Below are 12,894 nucleotides of genomic sequence, written 5' to 3'. Positions count from 1 at the left end.
CTGCGCGAGCAACCACAGACGGCCCGCACGTGCCCACCCACCGGAGGTCCCATGCACCTGTCCCGACGGACCCTTCTCGCATCGGCAACCACGGCAGCCCTCCCAGCGACGCCCCCGCACCGCGAGCATCTGCGCACCGGGTTCGAAAGACTCGAAGCCGACGGTTACTCACTCCTCTCCGGCCAGAGAGTAGGTGTCGTCACCAACCCCACCGGCGTCACCAGGGACACCGAGCACATCGTCGACGTGATGCACCGGGACCCCCGCGTCAGGCTCACGGCGGTCTTCGGCCCCGAGCACGGCTTCCGGGGCACCGCGCAGGCGGGCGGCTCCGAAGGCCGCTACGACGACCCCGCGACCGGCCTCCCGGTGTACGACACGTACCTCAAGAGCGGCCGCCCGCTCGCCGACGTCTTCACCGCCTCCGGCGTCGACACCGTCGTCTTCGACATCCAGGACGTCGGCGCCCGCTTCTACACGTACATCTGGACCCTCTACGACTGCATGGAGGCGGCCCAGCTCGCCGGCAAGCGGTTCGTCGTGCTGGACCGCCCGAACCCGGTGACCGGACGCGAGGCGCGGGGCCCGGTGCTGCACAAGGAGTTCGCCACCTTCGTCGGCCGGCAGCCGGTCGCGCAGGCGCACGGGATGACCGTGGCGGAGCTGGCCCGCCTGTTCAACGGCGAGTTCCTGGCCACGCCCGTCCCGCTGGAGACCGTCCGCATGTCGGGCTGGAAGCGCTCCGGGTTCTACGACGCCTCCGGTCTGCCCTGGGTGCCGCCGAGCCCCAACATGCCCACGCCGGACACCGCGTTGGTGTACTCCGGGACCTGCATGTTCGAGGGCACCAACCTCTCCGAGGGGCGCGGCACGACCCGGCCCTTCGAACTCCTCGGCGCCGAGGGCCTCGACGGCCGCTGGGCCGCCGCCGCGAACGAGGCCGGCCTGCCGGGTGTGCGGTTCCGGGAGGCGTACTTCACGCCCACGTTCTCCAAGTTCCAGGGCAAGACCGTCGGCGGGGTGCAGATCCACGTGACCGACCGGGCCGCCTACGACCCCGTACGCACCGGGATCGCGCTGCTGGTGACCGCCCGGAAGGCGTGGAGCGGTTTCGCCTGGCGGTCCGACAACTGGATCGACAAGCTCACCGGTTCGGCCCAGGTCCGCACGATGATCGACGCGGGCGCCGGCACCGACGAGGTGACGGGCGCCTGGCAGGAGGAGCTGGCCGCGTTCCAGCGGGTCCGCAAGGGGTATCTCCTGTACACGTAGCGCGCTCCTCCTCCGGGAACTTGGGGGTCTGGCATGGCGGATCCTGGGACGGGTGTGACTCCCTACTGGGAGCTGACCTTCGACGCGGACGGGGACGCGGACGGCCCCCAGCGCGACCGGCTGCCGGCGCAGGTCACGGACCACGGCGTCCGTGACCTGATCGTCTTCTCGCACGGCTGGAACAACGACCGCTCCGGCGCGACCGCGCTGTACCGCCGCTTCTTCGCACCGGTCCCGAAGCTGGCCCCGAGGGCCCGGCTGGGGTACGTCGGCGTGATCTGGCCGTCGATGCGGTTCAGCGACGAGCCGATCCCGGACTTCCCGAGGTCCGTGGCGGCCGTGGAGGCGCAGACGGCACCGCGCCCGGCGCTGGACAAGGACACCCGGCGCGCCCTGCTGGAGGCGTTCCCGGGCCGGACGACCGTGCTGGACCGGCTGGCCCGGATGCTGGACGAACGGCCGGGCGGCACCGAGGGTCTGACCGAGTTCGTGCGGCTGGTGCGGCTGCTGCCGGACGACGGCCGGCAGGGGGTGGCGGCCGACACCGACGAGGACGGCGAACCGGCCGTGTCCGGGGCCGACCCGGTGACCGTGTGCGAGCAGTTCGCCGAGGCCCTGGCCGCGCTCGACGCGTCCGGCGACGCGCCCCGGTTCACCCTTCCGAACCCGTGGGACGGCGCGAAGGAACTGCTGCGGCAGGCGACGTACCTCCAGATGAAGCGGCGGGCCGGGACGGTCGGCGAGCGGGGACTCGGCCCGCTGCTGGGGCGGTTGGCGGGGGCGGCGCCCGGGGTGCGGGTGCACCTGGTCGGGCACAGCTTCGGCGGCCGGCTGGTGGCGTTCGCGCTGCGCGGGCTGCCTGCGGGGGTGGACGCGGTGAAGTCGGTGACCCTGCTCCAGGGTGCCTTCTCGCACTACGCGTTCGCGGCCCGGCTGCCGCACGCCCCGGACCGGTCGGGCGCGCTCCAGGGCCTCCAACGGCGTGTCGACGGCCCACTGGTGTGCTGCCACTCGCACTTCGACGCGGCCCTCGGCACGTTCTATCCGCTGGCCTCCCGGCTCGCCGGGGACGACCGCGCCTGCGCGGGCGACGAGATCGCGGCGGTGCTCGGGCCCCGCTGGGGCGCCATGGGCCACGACGGGACGCAGGCGGTGCCGGGCACCGTGCGGCTCGACCTGGCGGCGGCTCTCGGCGGCCGGCTGCCCGCGTCGGGGTGCGTGAACGTGGACGCGGCGGCCGTGGTCCGGCGCGGCGGCGCGCCGTCCGGGGCGCACAGCGACATCGTGCACCCCGAACTGGCGCGGGTGGTGCTGGCGGCGGGCCGTATCGCCTGACCCGCCGCCGGTGGCGGCTCAGCGGTGCGAGGTGTACTCCACGACCTGCTGGTAGGTCGGCCGGTTCTGCCAGCTGATCCTGCCGTGCTTGATGCCGCCCAGGGTGCGCTGGACGATCGAGTCGGCGCACCACTGGTCGCCCGCCGAGCACTGGTCGTCGCCCGGGTAGACCTGGGCGGCGGTCAGGCCGGCGGCCTGCTTGAGGGTGCTGATCAGGGTGTCCCGGCAGGCGCTGAGGCTGCCGCCGCCGCAGTACTTCCGGGCGAGGCCGCCCCGCACGGACTCCCCGAGCACCGCCCGGATGTCCTTGTCGACGTAGGACCACCAGCCGTACTGGAAGGAGCTGCCGGCGTGCGAACCGGTCGGGCCGTGGCCGGCGGACGGCGCCTCGTCGACCGGCAGGTTGCCGGTGACCGCCGTGTAGAGGTCGCTGCCGAGGCCGGGCTCGAACTCGGCCTTGACCAGCAGCGGCCACCAGGCGTCCAGGATGCGGATCGCGTCGGCGTCGGCGTACTTCTTGGACCCGGCCGACGTCTCGGTGCGCTTGGCGCCGGCGGCCACCCACGCCTGGAGCCTGCTCACCGCCGCGGCGGCCGTGGAGTCGGTCACCGGCGAGGAGGTGACCACCTTGAGCAGCTTGGGCAGCACGTCCTCGGCGCGCAGATCGGCGAGACCCGCGTCCGCCATGGCCTGCACCAGCTTGGTCCGGGTGACCCCGCCGGCCGCGACCAGCTTCTTCACCCGGTCGTCCAGCAGGTTGCCGCGGTGCACCGAACCGTCGCCCCAGGACGCGGTCGTGTACTCCTCGGCCTGCTTGTTGTTCCAGGAGACGTAGTAGTCCTGGTCGACGGAGTTGGGGTGCGCGGAGGGCGGGGTGTAGTCGGCGGTGTTGGTGGCCGGGTCCCAGTTCCGCCACTCGTACGCCGGCCGCGCCCACACCGGGAACTCGCTGTCGACGCCGCTCGCCCGGACGGGGTTGTCACCGCTGTTGTAGTAGGCGGTGTGCTGGGAGTCGGCGTAGAACCAGTTGAAGGTGAAGTTGATGTGCTGCGCCGCGCTCTGGAAGTCCTTCGGCCCCTTGACGTAGTCGGGGTCGTTGAGCATCTGGAAGCCGATGATCGAGTCGGCCTCGTGCAGGTAGGAGGAGCGCAGGGTGGTGTAGGCGACCTTCTTGCCGCCCACGGTGGCGCGGTACTCCACCGGGCCGTACGCGGTCCGCCAGGCGCGCAGGGTGTACGACCCGGCGGCCGTGCCGTCGGCGGTGGTCGGCTTCCAGGCGTTCTTCTGCTCGATCTTCTCCATGGCGGTGCAGGTGCCGTGGTACAGGTAGTGGTAGTCGTCCTGGCACAGCTCGACCGCGTAGGTGTCGATGATGTCCTGGCCGGAGGTGGTGGCGCTCCAGGAGTAGTCCTGGCCGCGGCCGAGTTCGACGTACATGCTCAGGCCCGCGAAGGAGGCGCCGCGGGCGCTGATGCCCGGGCCCTGGATCTCCTGGAGCATGAGCAGCTGCGGGGCGAAGTAGCCGGTCTGCGGCCCGAAGACGGCGATGGGGTGGCCGCTGGCGGTGTACTTGCCGCTGACCACGAGGGCGTTGGACATGCCGCGCCGGGCGGAGCCGAGGGCGGTCTTCGCGGCGGAGGCCGAGGTGCTGGTGGCGCCGGCGGTGGCCGCGCTGCCGGTGCGGTCGTGGACCAGCGGTTCCCGGGTCACCGAGCCGGCGTCCGGCAGGGCCTGGCCCTGGGCGTCGGCGGGCTTGGCGCCGTAGGGGAAGCTCTGGCCGTCGTGGACGGTGAGGACGGCCTCGGGGTCGTTGCGTTCGCGGAAGGACTCCCAGACCTTGGTGCCCTCCTCGACGCCGTACTTGGCCTGGGCGGCGAGCAGCGAGAGGGCGTTGTCGACCTCGCCGCCACCGCCGGAGCCGAACAGCGAGCCGATGACGGAGGCGAGCGCCACGAGGTCGGTGACCTTGAAGTGCTCTATGGTGCCGGCGTTGGTGATCGAGTCCTTGTGGCCGGTCAGGACGTACTCGCCGGGGAAGTAACGGCCGCTGTCGGAGGCGTCGATGTAGGCGTTGACGCCGTCCAGGTAGGCCTTGACGTCGGCGAGGGCCTGCTGGCCGCGGGCGCCGTTCTTCGCGACCGCGTTGTCGATCTGCGCCTGGAGGTCGGCCTCGGTGTAGGGCGCGTTGCGGTAGAACTGCTGCTCAAGGCCCTGGTTGGCGGGTGCGCCGCCGGCGAAGGAGGTCAGCTGGCCGCGGCCCACGTGCCGGAAGACGTCCATGAGCCACAGCCGGTCCTGAGCCGCCGCGTATCCGGCGCCGAACTCGGTGCCGTAGCGGGTGGTGCCCGTGATGTGCGGCACACCGGTCTTCTTGTCGCGGACGATCGTCACGTCGCCGCGGCCGGCCGGCTTCTCGGTGGAGGCGACCTGGTCGGCGGGGACGCCGAACGAGGCGTCGTTGAAGAAGGTGTTGACCGTGGTGTCGGTCAGGGCCTGGTAACCGGTGGCCAGGTTGGCGTACGGGCCGAGCTGGTCCTCGGCGTGCGCGGGCTGGGTGCCGAAGGCCTGGTTGAGCAGGATCTGGGCGAGCGTCGCGTTGCCGTTCTCGCCGGGCGGCAGGATGTCCGAACACCGGCCGCCGCAGTAGTCGTTGGCGGCGGTGGCGTCGGCCGCGGCCACCGTCGCCTGGGTGAGGGGGGAGAGAAGACCGGCGACGAGGACGCATACGGACGCGGTCTTCAGGAACCCGGGAAGTCGGCGGGACGTTCTCAGTCTGTCAAGGGCGGTACGTGGGGTTCGCCGTGGCATGGCAGCTCCTAGCGACAGAGGTGGCCGAACGTTACCGCCGGTATCCCCAGCTTTAAAGATGAACATGCGTCACTTTCTGGAGTCTGGAGACAGATCCCTAGAAGAGATGGAGCCGAATCGCCTGTCGATACGTCTATTCGACGACGTCCGTGCGACGACGCCGAAGTGACCGGAGTACAGGTGCAGGTGTGACGGAGGTGCAGGGCGATGGCAGGTTTCCGGAGTCTGGCGAGACAGGTACGCGATCCGGGCTGTGATCTGGCGCTGCGGCGGTACTCGCTGCGCAAGTGCCTGGAGAAGTTCGCCCCTTACGGGCATCGGGCGACCTGGGACCATCTGTGCTCCCGGGCGGGGTTCGGCCCCGAGGACCGCTCCCCCGATCCGGCGCGGCTCGTGGCCGCGCTGGAGGAGCTGGAGGAGGCCCGGGACGTCTGGCTCGCCTACGAGACCGACTTCACCGAACGACGCAGGAAGGAGAAGCACGACGGGCTGCGCCGGCCGGGCAGCGTGGACGACTGGCACCGGCTGACCTGGGGCGGCTTCGGGGTCGCCTGGTGCGACGACCCGCGGGTGCACCCCGATGAGCCGCTGGCGGTGGTGCTGCGCCGGCTGATCGCCGCGCTGGAGCGGGAACCGGGCTCGTCGTGCCCGGTGTGCGGCGGCGAGCGCCTGGTGTGGAAGTACGGCCTGGACCACGAGCCGTCGTCCGGCCCGGTCTGCGCGGACTGCGGCATCCTGGTGCCGCGCCCGGTCCTCAGCCCGCGGGCCCTTGAGTACGCCCGTCGGGGACGGGTGCTGATGTCGGCCTGAGCCGGTGGCGTTCCCGGGGCGTGGTGACGGGGGGCGCGTAGGGGATGCCGCGCCCTCTGCCGTGGGTGTGCGGCACCATCGAGTCATGGTGCAGGTGTGTCTCAACGGGCGCCGTACGGCCGCCGACGGTGCCGCCGTGCCGATGTCCCCCCGGGATCTGGCGCGTTCCGCCGCCGAGGCGGTGGCGGCCGGCGCCACCTCGGTCCACGTCCACCCGAAGACGCCGTGCGGCCACGACAGTCTCTCCCCGCGCGTCCTGGCCCCGGCCCTGGAGGCGATCCGGGCGCGGGTGCCGGTGCCGGTCGGGGTGACCACCGGCGCCTGGGCGGAGCCGGATCCGTCCGCGCGGCTCGCCCGGGTGCGCTCCTGGTCGGTGCTGCCCGACTTCGCCTCGGTCAACTGGCACGAGCCGGGCGCCGAGGAGGTCGCCGGACACCTCCTGTCGGTGGGCGTGGACGTGGAGGCGGGCATCTGGTCCGGCACCGGGGGCGCGCGCCGCTTCGCGGCCTCGCCGCTCGGGCCGAGGGTGCTGCGGGTGCTGGCCGAGGTGACCGACCCGGACCCGGCGACGGCCGAGGCGTCGGCGCGGGAGCTGCTGGCCGAGCTGGGTTCGGCACACGGCCGCCCGGTGCTGCTGCACGGCGAGGAGGGCGGCACCTGGCCGGTGCTCCGCCTGGCGGGCCGGCTGGGCCTCGCCACCCGGATCGGCCTGGAGGACACCCTGCTCCTCCCGGACGGCCGACGGGCCGTGTCCAACGCCCGGTTGGTAGCGGAGGCGCGGGCCGGGTACGGCGCCGACGCCTGTGCGGGCGGCGGCAACAGCGGTGCGGAGCAGGGGAGTTAGGCCCCGGCGCGGGGCGCCGCCCCGGCCTGGTCAGGGCTGGTCCGTGGCCGCCGCGGTGAAGCGCGCCCCCAGCTCCGCGACCGCGGCGCGCAACTCCTGCCCGCCCTCGACGCGGAAGGCGAACGGCACGCGCGCCAGCCACTCCTGTGCGTACATGGCCGGGTTGCGCGTGCTGCCGACCAGCACGCAACCGTCCCCCGACGGCTCCAGCCGTCCCATGGGCGGCTGGATCCAGGGGGCCACCTCGGTGAGGGGGGCGGCGAACACCACGCGGGTGGGGAACGCCCAGCCCAGGCCCAGGTTCTCCGCCAGCACCGCCACCGGGTCGAGGTCCTCGGGCGGTGCGAACGCGTGGGCGGTCGGCCGGACCGCGCGGACCCGGTCGACCCGGTAGGTGCGGATCGCCCCCGCGCGGTGCGAGTGGCACAGCAGGTACCAGCGTCCGTGGCGGACCACGACGGACCAGGGGTCCACCTCCGCCTCCCACTCGTCACCGCTCTCGCCGCGGTAGGTGACCGACACCCGGCGCCGGGCCGCGACGGCGGCGACGAGTTCGCCGGTGACGGCCGGGTCCGGGCGGACCGCGTACGGGTCCGGTGCGGCCGCCGCGTACTCCCGCAGCAGGGCCGCCTGCCGGCCGACGCTCTCCGGCAGCGCCTTGACGACCTTGCCCAGGGCGGTGCCGACCAGGTCGTCGGCGCCGTCCGCGGCCGGCCGGCCGGCGAGGACCGCCATCACCAGTCCGAGGGCCTCGGACTGCGTGAAGTGCACGGGCGGCAGCCGCGTCCCGCGCCCCAGCCGGTACCCGCCGTACGGCCCCCGGGCCGACTCCACGGGGATGCCGGCCTCGCGGAGGATGCCGACGTACCGGCGCGCCGCGCGCTCCGTGACGCCCAGCCGCGCGGCGAGTTCGCCGGCCGTCGTACCGGGGCGGGCCTGGAGGACCTCCAGGGCGCGCAGTGCCCGCGCGGTGGGGCTGAGATCGTTCGGCACCCGTGCAGGCTAGTCCGCTCCGCCCGAGTCACGGTGGTCGCGCGACAAACCGGCAGTGGATCGTCCGGAACCCCTCCTACGGTGATCACCACGACCTGGAGGAAGGGGAACCGACCATGGACATCCTGCTCATCGGCGGCCTGTGGCTGGACGGATCGGTGTGGGACCGCGTGGCGTCCACGCTGGAGTCGCTCGGCCATCGCCCGGTGCCGCTGACCCTGCCGGGCCAGGGCGACGGCTCCGCGTCGGCCACGCTGGAGGACCAGGTGGCGGCGGTGCTGGCCGCGGTGGACGCGGCGCCGGGCAAGCCCGTGGTGGTGGGGCATTCCGCCGCCTGCACACTGGCCTGGCTGGCCGCCGACCGGCGGCCGGAGCGGCTGGCCGGGGTCGTCCTGATCGGCGGCTTCCCGTTCTCCGACGGCCATGCGTACGCCGACTTCTTCGAGGTGCGCGACGGCGTCGTGCCCTTCCCGGGCTGGGGACCCTTCGAGGGGCCGGAGATCGCCGACCTCGACGAGGGGGCCAGACGCCGGCTGGCGGCAGCCGCGATCCCGGTACCCGCCGCCGTGGCCCAGGGCGTGGTGCGGCTGGCGGACGAACGGCGCTTCGACGTCCCGGTCGTGGTCGTGTGCCCGGAGTTCACGCCCGCACAGGCACGGAAGTGGATCGACGGCGGCGACGTCCCGGAGCTCGCCCGGGCCGGGCGCGTCGACTTCGCCGACATCGACGCGGGCCACTGGCCCATGGTGTCCCGGCCCGAAGAGCTGGCCCGGATCCTGGCCGCGGCGGCCGAGGCGGCCTGACGGGCGCACCGCCGGGCACGCGCAGGTCACCGGCCGGCCCTCTCCCCCTCAGCGCCGCTCCGCCATCAGCCGCGATCCGGTCCGCCGGGCGCCGAACACGTCGTCCGGGTTGGACAGCACACACGTCTCCATCGACAGGCAGCCGCATCCGATGCAGTCGGTGAGGTGGTCGCGCAGGCGGTTGAGCTGCTTGATGCGCTCGTCCAGTTCCGAGCGCCACTTCTCGGACAGGCGCGCCCAGTCCTCCCGGGTCGGTGTCCGTTCCTCCGGCAGTTCGGCCAGGGCCTCCCGGATCGTGGCGAGCGGGATGCCCACCCGCTGGGCCGCCCGGACGAAGGCGACCCGGCGCAGCGTGTCGCGGCTGTACCGGCGCTGGTTGCCGGGGGTCCGCCGGCTGGTGATCAGTCCCTTGGACTCGTAGAAGTGCAGGGCGGACACCGCGGCTCCGCTGCGGGCGGACAACTGGCCGACGGTCAGCTCGTGGATCTTCTCGGGAATCTGGGGCACTCCCCAGAGACTACCCACCCGGCCGGTCCTCGGTCCGTTGACATCGACCCCCCACCCGACCATGCTAAGCAGTTGCTTAGAGACGCGAGCGAGAGGCCGGGAACATGGCAGAACCGAGGACCTTCACCTCCCCCGACGAACTGCGGGCGGCCGTGGGCGAGGAACTGGGCCCCACCGACTGGGTGGAGATCGACCAGAAGCGGATCGACCTGTTCGCCGAGGCGACCGGGGACCACCAGTGGATCCACGTGGACCCGGAGAAGGCCGCCGCCGGACCGTTCGGGACCACCATCGCCCACGGCTACCTCACCCTGTCCCTGCTCCCGCTGTTCGGGCCGCGGCTCATCCAGGTCGAGGGCGTGAAGATGGGCGTCAACTACGGGACGAACAAGGTCCGCTTCCCCGCCCCGGTCCCCGTCGGCTCCCGGCTGCGCGCCACCGGGAGGATCACCGGGGTCGAGGACGTCACCGGTGGGGTGCAGGTGACGGTCGCGTTCACCGTGGAGCGCGAGGGCGGCGACAAGCCGGTGTGCGTCGCGGAGTCGGTGTCGCGCTACTACCTCTAGGCCCCGCGGCCACCGGCCCCGACCATCCGCAGCACGAGGTCGGCGTAGAGCGCGCCGACCTCCTCGGGGGTGCGCGGGCCGTTCACGTTGAACCAGCGGGCCACGTCGATGCACAGCGACAGCACGGCGAGCGTGGTGCCCTGGACGTCCAGCACGTCGAACTCGCCCGAGGCCACGCCGTCCTCGATGATCCCGCGCACCTCCGCGTCCACCTGGCGGCGCAGCGCGACGATCTCCGCGCGGGCCTCGGGGCCGAGGGCGTCGAGTTCGTACTGCACGACCCGCGCGGTGGTGCGCCGGCCCGCGTGCCAGCGGACGAAGGAGCCGACCGCGTCGGCCAGCCGCTCGGCCGCGGTGCCCTCCCGCCGTGCCGCGGTGCGCAGGATGTCGAGGGCCTTGTCGTGGCCGATGCGGCTGATCCGGTGGAGCAGCTCTTCCTTGGTCTTGTAGTGGATGTAGAGCGCGGCCGGGCTCATGCCGGCGCGGCCCGCGATGTCCCGGGTCGTCGTCGCGTGGTAGCCACGCTCGGCGAAGGCCTCCACGGCCGCGACGAGCAGCCGCCGGGCCGCGTCAGGGGTGACCTCTTCCCACGGCTCCACTTCGCCGCCGGTCGTCTCCTGCGCCGTACTCATCGCTCGCTCGCCCCTCTCGGTGACAGGAGCACCACCATACCGCCGTCGGTGAGCGGGCGCTTAGCCGAGCCGCTCAGAGCTTCTCGAAGGGGTCGTGCTCGGCGAGCAGCTTCTCCAGCCGGGCCTGGTCGACACGGCTGACGATCTGCCCGGCCTCCTGCCGGTCCCGGATCACCTTGGCGAGGGTGAAGGCGGAGGTGACGAGGTACAGGACGGCGATCGTCAGGAAGCCGCGGACCCAGGCGCCGGCGTCGAGCCGGGCGATGCCGATGGCGGTGGCCGCCATGGCGACCGCGAAGGAGGCGACGGCCTGCCCGTAGAACGCCGCCGTGCTCTGCTGTTTGACCGGTGTGTCACTCATGGCAGCCAGCATCGGCGGACGTGGCCCGCGCCACATCCGCCGGGATACTCAGGGCCGGGTGCGCCGGGTACTCAGAAGGCCGAGACTCCGGTCAGGAAGCGGCCGATGAGCAGCTTCTGGATCTGGCTGGTGCCCTCGTAGAGGGTCATCACGCGCGCGTCGCGCAGGAGCTTGCCGGCCGGGTACTCGTCGATGTAGCCGTAGCCGCCGAAGACCTGGAGGGCGTTGTTGGCGGCGCGCACCGCGGCCTCGGAGGCGAACAGCTTGGCCTTGGAGGACTCGACGGCGAACGGCTCACCGCGGTCGATGAGGTCGGCGACCCGCCAGGTCAGCAGCCGGGCCGCGTCCACGTCGACGGCGATGTCGCTGATCAGCTCCTGCACCAGCTGGTGCCGGGCGATCGGCTTGCCGAACTGCTCCCGCTCACCGGCGTACCGCACGGCCGCGTCCAGCGCGGCCTGGGCTATCCCGACACAGCCCGCGGCCACCGACATCCGCCCCTTGGCGAGCGCGGACATGGCGACGGAGAAGCCCTTGCCCTCCGCGCCGAGCATCGCGGAGGCGGGCACGCGCACGTCCTCCAGGACGAGCTCGGCGGTGGCCTGGCCGCGCAGGCCGAGCTTGCCGTGGACGGTACGGCGGGTCAGGCCGGGGGTGTCGGCGGGCACGAGGAACGCGGACACGCCCTTGTGGCCGGGGGCGTCGGTGGAGCGGGCGAAGAGCAGGACGACGTCGGCCCAGGTGCCGTTGGTGATGAACATCTTGGTGCCGTTCACGACGTAGTCGTCGCCGTCGCGCACCGCCCGGGTGGTGAGGTTGCCCGCGTCGGAGCCGGTGCCGGGCTCGGTGAGGCCGAAGCAGCCGACGTACTCGCCCGCGGTGAGCCCCGGGAGCCAGCGCCGCTTCTGCTCCTCGCTCCCCCAGGCGGCGATCGTCTTGGCGACGAGCCCCAGGGAGACGGAGACGATCCCGCGGACCGAGGAGTCGCCGCGCCCCAGCTCCTCGGTGACCAGGCAGTAGGAGAGGTGATCGCCGCCGGAGCCGCCGTACTCCTCGGGCACGGTCAGGCCGAGGAAGCCGACCTCGCCGAGCTTCTTCACGATGCCCCGGTCGACCTCCTCGGCGCGGTCCCAGGCGACCACGTGCGGGGCGATCTCGCGTTCCACGAAGTCCCGGGCGAGCTGCCGTACGGCCCTCTGCTCCTCGCTGAGCCCCAGGTTCACCACGAGATCACCCCTACCGCCGATGGATCTTGAAAGCCGGACATTTAAATTAGCACTGCTAGTTTCCGGTCGCAGCCCTACTATGTGCGCCATGGCCCGACCGCGCAAGCCCCTCCTCAGCACCGACCGGATCGTCGAGACGGCCCGGGACCTCGTGGACCGGGAGGGTCTGGCGGCCGTCTCCACGCGCCGGCTCGCCGCCGAGCTCGGAGTGAGCGGGCCCTCGCTCTACAACCACTTCCGCACCAAGGACGAGATCCTGGAGGCGGTGGCGGACTCGGTGAGCGCCCAGGTCGACCTGTCGATGTTCGAGGACGGCCGGGACTGGCGGACCGCGCTGCACGACTGGGCCGTCTCCTACCGGGCCGCCCTGCGCGACCACCCGAACATCGTGCCCGTCCTCGCCCGGGGCCCCGGCCGCCGCCCGGCCGCGCTGCGGCTGGCCGACGCGGTCTACGGCGCGATGGTCGACGCGGGCTGGCCGCCGGCGCAGGCGACCTCCATCGGCGCGCTGATGCGGTACTTCATCATGGGCTCGGCGCTCGGTTCCTTCGCCGGCGGCTTCGTGGACGACGCGAGCGCCTACGACCCCGCCGACTACCCCCACCTCGGCCAGGCCCACCTGCTCGCCGAGCAGCAGGAGAAGATCGACGAGCGCGCCTTCGAGGCGGGGCTCGCCGCGCTGCTGGACGGGCTGGCGCAGCAGTACCGGCAGGTACGGGTGTGAGGACGCGGCGGCC

13 protein-coding genes are annotated in these 12,894 nt (G+C 72.8%); 7 read left to right on the top strand and 6 right to left on the bottom strand.

What is annotated here, in order from left to right; genetic code table 11:
• Nucleotides 1-51: 51 nt before the first annotated feature.
• Both AQJ11_RS36910 and AQJ11_RS36905 read left to right on the top strand, forming a co-directional pair.
• Nucleotides 52-1,272 (top strand): exo-beta-N-acetylmuramidase NamZ family protein, encoded by a 1,221-nt coding sequence (locus AQJ11_RS36910; RefSeq protein WP_014671748.1) that lies wholly within the window; start codon nucleotides 52-54, stop codon nucleotides 1,270-1,272.
• A 33-nt stretch (nucleotides 1,273-1,305) separates the two neighbouring features.
• Nucleotides 1,306-2,607, top strand: a complete 1,302-nt coding sequence (locus AQJ11_RS36905; protein ID WP_208616707.1) for a serine-threonine protein kinase — start codon at nucleotides 1,306-1,308, stop codon at nucleotides 2,605-2,607.
• Nucleotides 2,608-2,625: 18 nt separating this feature from the next.
• Here the strand turns inward: AQJ11_RS36905 and AQJ11_RS36900 are convergent, their stop codons facing one another.
• Nucleotides 2,626-5,415: a penicillin acylase family protein gene (locus tag AQJ11_RS36900; RefSeq protein WP_059266200.1), complete on the bottom strand. Its 2,790-nt coding sequence runs from the start codon at nucleotides 5,413-5,415 to the stop codon at nucleotides 2,626-2,628.
• A gap of 207 nt (nucleotides 5,416-5,622) precedes the next feature.
• On the opposite strand from AQJ11_RS36900, the gene AQJ11_RS36895 reads away from it, so the two are divergent.
• Complete coding sequence (locus tag AQJ11_RS36895) at nucleotides 5,623-6,225, top strand: hypothetical protein (RefSeq protein WP_014671751.1); 603 nt, start codon at nucleotides 5,623-5,625, stop codon at nucleotides 6,223-6,225.
• Nucleotides 6,226-6,310: 85 nt separating this feature from the next.
• Entirely contained in the window at nucleotides 6,311-7,069 is a 759-nt protein-coding gene (locus tag AQJ11_RS36890; RefSeq protein ID WP_059266199.1) for a 3-keto-5-aminohexanoate cleavage protein, read from the top strand.
• A gap of 30 nt (nucleotides 7,070-7,099) precedes the next feature.
• Here the strand turns inward: AQJ11_RS36890 and AQJ11_RS36885 are convergent, their stop codons facing one another.
• Nucleotides 7,100-8,062 carry a helix-turn-helix transcriptional regulator gene (locus AQJ11_RS36885; RefSeq protein ID WP_059266198.1) on the bottom strand — a complete coding sequence of 321 codons (963 nt, stop codon included), beginning with the start codon at nucleotides 8,060-8,062 and terminating at the stop codon, nucleotides 7,100-7,102.
• 116 nt (nucleotides 8,063-8,178) lie between these two features.
• Between AQJ11_RS36885 and AQJ11_RS36880 the strand changes: the two genes are divergently transcribed.
• Entirely contained in the window at nucleotides 8,179-8,865 is a 687-nt protein-coding gene (locus AQJ11_RS36880; RefSeq protein ID WP_014671754.1) for an alpha/beta fold hydrolase, read from the top strand.
• A 48-nt stretch (nucleotides 8,866-8,913) separates the two neighbouring features.
• On the opposite strand, the gene soxR is transcribed toward AQJ11_RS36880, so the two are convergent.
• The gene (gene soxR, locus AQJ11_RS36875) at nucleotides 8,914-9,372 is read right to left on the bottom strand and encodes a redox-sensitive transcriptional activator SoxR (RefSeq protein WP_014671755.1); all 459 of its coding nucleotides are present in this window, start codon (nucleotides 9,370-9,372) and stop codon (nucleotides 8,914-8,916) included.
• 104 nt (nucleotides 9,373-9,476) lie between these two features.
• On the opposite strand from soxR, the gene AQJ11_RS36870 reads away from it, so the two are divergent.
• Entirely contained in the window at nucleotides 9,477-9,938 is a 462-nt protein-coding gene (locus AQJ11_RS36870; protein WP_014671756.1) for a MaoC family dehydratase, read from the top strand.
• On the opposite strand, the gene AQJ11_RS36865 is transcribed toward AQJ11_RS36870, so the two are convergent.
• From AQJ11_RS36865 to AQJ11_RS36855, 3 genes are all read right to left on the bottom strand, one after another.
• Nucleotides 9,935-10,570 (bottom strand): TetR/AcrR family transcriptional regulator, encoded by a 636-nt coding sequence (locus AQJ11_RS36865; RefSeq protein ID WP_014671757.1) that lies wholly within the window; start codon nucleotides 10,568-10,570, stop codon nucleotides 9,935-9,937. The two genes, AQJ11_RS36870 and AQJ11_RS36865, sit on opposite strands and share 4 nt — an antisense overlap.
• A 73-nt stretch (nucleotides 10,571-10,643) precedes the next feature.
• Nucleotides 10,644-10,931, bottom strand: coding sequence for a YiaA/YiaB family inner membrane protein (locus AQJ11_RS36860; RefSeq protein ID WP_059266229.1), 288 nt, complete (start codon nucleotides 10,929-10,931; stop codon nucleotides 10,644-10,646).
• 71 nt (nucleotides 10,932-11,002) lie between these two features.
• The gene (locus tag AQJ11_RS36855; RefSeq protein WP_059266197.1) at nucleotides 11,003-12,154 is read right to left on the bottom strand and encodes an acyl-CoA dehydrogenase family protein; all 1,152 of its coding nucleotides are present in this window, start codon (nucleotides 12,152-12,154) and stop codon (nucleotides 11,003-11,005) included.
• Nucleotides 12,155-12,245: 91 nt separating this feature from the next.
• Here AQJ11_RS36855 and AQJ11_RS36850 point away from each other — a divergent pair, with 91 nt between their 5' ends.
• On the top strand, nucleotides 12,246-12,881 hold the full coding sequence (locus tag AQJ11_RS36850) for a TetR/AcrR family transcriptional regulator (protein ID WP_014671760.1): 636 nt from the start codon (nucleotides 12,246-12,248) through the stop codon (nucleotides 12,879-12,881).
• Nucleotides 12,882-12,894: the final 13 nt, after the last annotated feature.

It is taken from the genome of Streptomyces corchorusii, from assembly GCF_001514055.1.
GTDB classification, from domain to species: Bacteria; Actinomycetota; Actinomycetes; order Streptomycetales; family Streptomycetaceae; genus Streptomyces; species Streptomyces olivaceoviridis.
Note: the sequence above shows the minus strand (reverse complement) of the source record. Positions and strands in the feature narration are given on the sequence as shown.

Bases quoted from the DNA above. Each gene is read 5' to 3' on its own strand.
- AQJ11_RS36910 (WP_014671748.1), top strand. From the start codon at position 52: ATGCACCTGTCCCGACGGACCCTTCTCGCATCGGCAACCACGGCAGCC.
- AQJ11_RS36905 (WP_208616707.1), top strand. From the start codon at position 1,306: ATGGCGGATCCTGGGACGGGTGTGACTCCCTACTGGGAGCTGACCTTC.
- AQJ11_RS36900 (WP_059266200.1), bottom strand. From the start codon at position 5,415: ATGCCACGGCGAACCCCACGTACCGCCCTTGACAGACTGAGAACGTCC.
- AQJ11_RS36895 (WP_014671751.1), top strand. From the start codon at position 5,623: ATGGCAGGTTTCCGGAGTCTGGCGAGACAGGTACGCGATCCGGGCTGT.
- AQJ11_RS36890 (WP_059266199.1), top strand. From the start codon at position 6,311: ATGGTGCAGGTGTGTCTCAACGGGCGCCGTACGGCCGCCGACGGTGCC.
- AQJ11_RS36880 (WP_014671754.1), top strand. From the start codon at position 8,179: ATGGACATCCTGCTCATCGGCGGCCTGTGGCTGGACGGATCGGTGTGG.
- AQJ11_RS36870 (WP_014671756.1), top strand. From the start codon at position 9,477: ATGGCAGAACCGAGGACCTTCACCTCCCCCGACGAACTGCGGGCGGCC.
- AQJ11_RS36865 (WP_014671757.1), bottom strand. From the start codon at position 10,570: ATGAGTACGGCGCAGGAGACGACCGGCGGCGAAGTGGAGCCGTGGGAA.
- AQJ11_RS36860 (WP_059266229.1), bottom strand. From the start codon at position 10,931: ATGAGTGACACACCGGTCAAACAGCAGAGCACGGCGGCGTTCTACGGG.
- AQJ11_RS36850 (WP_014671760.1), top strand. From the start codon at position 12,246: ATGGCCCGACCGCGCAAGCCCCTCCTCAGCACCGACCGGATCGTCGAG.